Origin of the sequence: Salidesulfovibrio brasiliensis JCM 12178 (assembly GCF_001311825.1) — a bacterium.
Classification (GTDB): domain Bacteria; phylum Desulfobacterota; class Desulfovibrionia; order Desulfovibrionales; family Desulfovibrionaceae; genus Pseudodesulfovibrio; species Pseudodesulfovibrio brasiliensis.
Genome location: NZ_BBCB01000160.1, coordinates 1 through 1,640, shown reverse-complemented (window position 1 = coordinate 1,640; position 1,640 = coordinate 1). Strand labels below are relative to the sequence as shown.

Here is a 1,640-nt window from a genome sequence, read left to right as displayed (position 1 = left end):
GCGCGGTGCGGGCGGCGGCGGTAGCCGCGTTTCGGCAGCGGCTCACCGGTGGTGTCGAGATAAATGACGGCGGAGTCGTCCAGCCAGTGCAGGTGCAGGCAGGCGCGGGACTTGTCCGGGCCGGAGTTGGGACGGCGGCCGGTCTTCTTTCGCAGGCGGTCCACCACGGCGTCCTTGACGCGTACGGCCGCGAAGCGGGTGTCGTTGACGGTCTCGTTCGTGACAGCGGCGCTGACCGAGAAGTAGCCGTCCGGGTCGAGGATGTCCTCCCACGGCAGGGCGAGCAGGCCGCTGTAGAGTCGGTCCGCGTCCGGGGCCTTGATCTCGCCAAGCTCCCAGAGCACGCGGTGCGCGGTGAAGAGGTGCAGGTTGAGGCGCATGCAGTCCGCGAGAGTGCCGGAGGCCAGCACGCCGTTGAACAGCTCTTTTGTCTGGTCCATGCCGAGGGCCTGCATCTCCCGGTTCAGGTGCGGGGGCAGTCCCTTGGGGCAGGTGGCGAGGATGGTGGATTCTTTTTCAAATATGCTCATGGGTGTACCAGCAGGACGGCGATGTCCATGACGTTGGTGCGGGTCGGTCCCGTCACCAGCAGACAGCCGATTTTTTCAAGAAAGGTGTAGGAGTCGTTGTCCAGAAGACAGGTGCGCGGGTCCACCGCGCATTCCATGGCCCGGGCAAGGCCGTTGGGAAGCGCGAAGCCCCCTGCGGCGTCGGTGGGGCCGTCAGTTCCGTCGGTCCCGGCAAAGAGGGCGCAGACACCCTGCTCGTCGCCCAGCTCAAGGGTGGCGGCAAGGGCCATTTCCTGATTGCGCCCGCCGCGTCCGTCGCCGGTGATGGTCACGGTGGTCTCGCCGCCCGCCAGCAGGCAGACCGGACACCCGATTTCGCGGGCGCGGTGACGCGCCGAGCAGGCCTCGCGCACCAGATCCACGGCCACCTTCCGGGCCTCGCCGGTGAGCTTGTCGGTGAGCACGGTGGGTTCAAAACCGAGCTCTGCGGCCTTTTCCGCTGCGGCGTCCAGCGCCATGCGGTTGGTGGCAACCAGAGCGGTGCGGACGTTTCGAAACCGGGTCTCCTTCCTTGGGCGTCTCCGGGAATGCTCCGTCCATGCCGTTTTGCAGCCGTTCGGCAACGGGTTCCGGCAGGGCCTCGAAGATGTCGTAGCGGTGCAGGATGGAGACGCAGTCGCCGAAGGTGGACGGGTCCGGGGTCACGGGGCCCGAGGCGATGACGTCGAGGTCGTCGCCCACCACGTCCGACACGATGAAAGCGAGCACCGTGGCCGGATGGCAGGCCTTGGCGAGCAGGCCGCCCCCAAAGGCGGAGAGGTGCTTTCGGACCGCGTTTATCTCGTGAATGTTGGCTCCGCTCTCCAGCATCAAACGGGTGGTTTCCTGCACGTCCGCGAGGGCGATGCCTTCGGCGTTGGCCGGGGTGAGCGCACTGGCTCCGCCGGTGAGCACCACGATGACCAGATCGTCTTCTGTGGCGCTTTCGGCCATGGTCAGCAGCTCGTTTGCCGCGACTTCGCCTGCTGCGTCGGGCACGGGATGGTCGGCCTCGCGCAGTTCGGTGCGGGAGAGCTTCTGGCCGTGGCCGTACTTGACCACGGCAAGCCCGGCGTCGAGGCGCTCGCCGAG

The 1,640-nt window shown here is 67.3% G+C and carries 3 protein-coding genes; all 3 read right to left on the bottom strand.

The features are described from left to right. A partial coding sequence (locus JCM12178_RS17325; RefSeq protein WP_245628860.1) for a THUMP domain-containing class I SAM-dependent RNA methyltransferase occupies positions 1-530 on the bottom strand: 530 nt, incomplete at its 3' end. Then, a complete protein-coding gene (locus JCM12178_RS20145) occupies positions 527-1,027 on the bottom strand; it encodes an MOFRL family protein (protein WP_054653224.1) in 501 nt (166 codons plus the stop codon). The genes JCM12178_RS20145 and JCM12178_RS17325, both read right to left, overlap by 4 nt. Beyond that, positions 981-1,640: glycerate-2-kinase family protein (locus JCM12178_RS20140; protein WP_245628859.1), on the bottom strand; the 660-nt coding region annotated here is incomplete at its 5' end. The genes JCM12178_RS20140 and JCM12178_RS20145, both read right to left, overlap by 47 nt.

What these genes read in the sequence shown, in the direction of transcription:
- JCM12178_RS20145 (WP_054653224.1), bottom strand. Translation starts at nt 1,027, where the DNA reads ATGGCGCTGGACGCCGCAGCGGAAAAGGCCGCAGAGCTCGGTTTTGAA.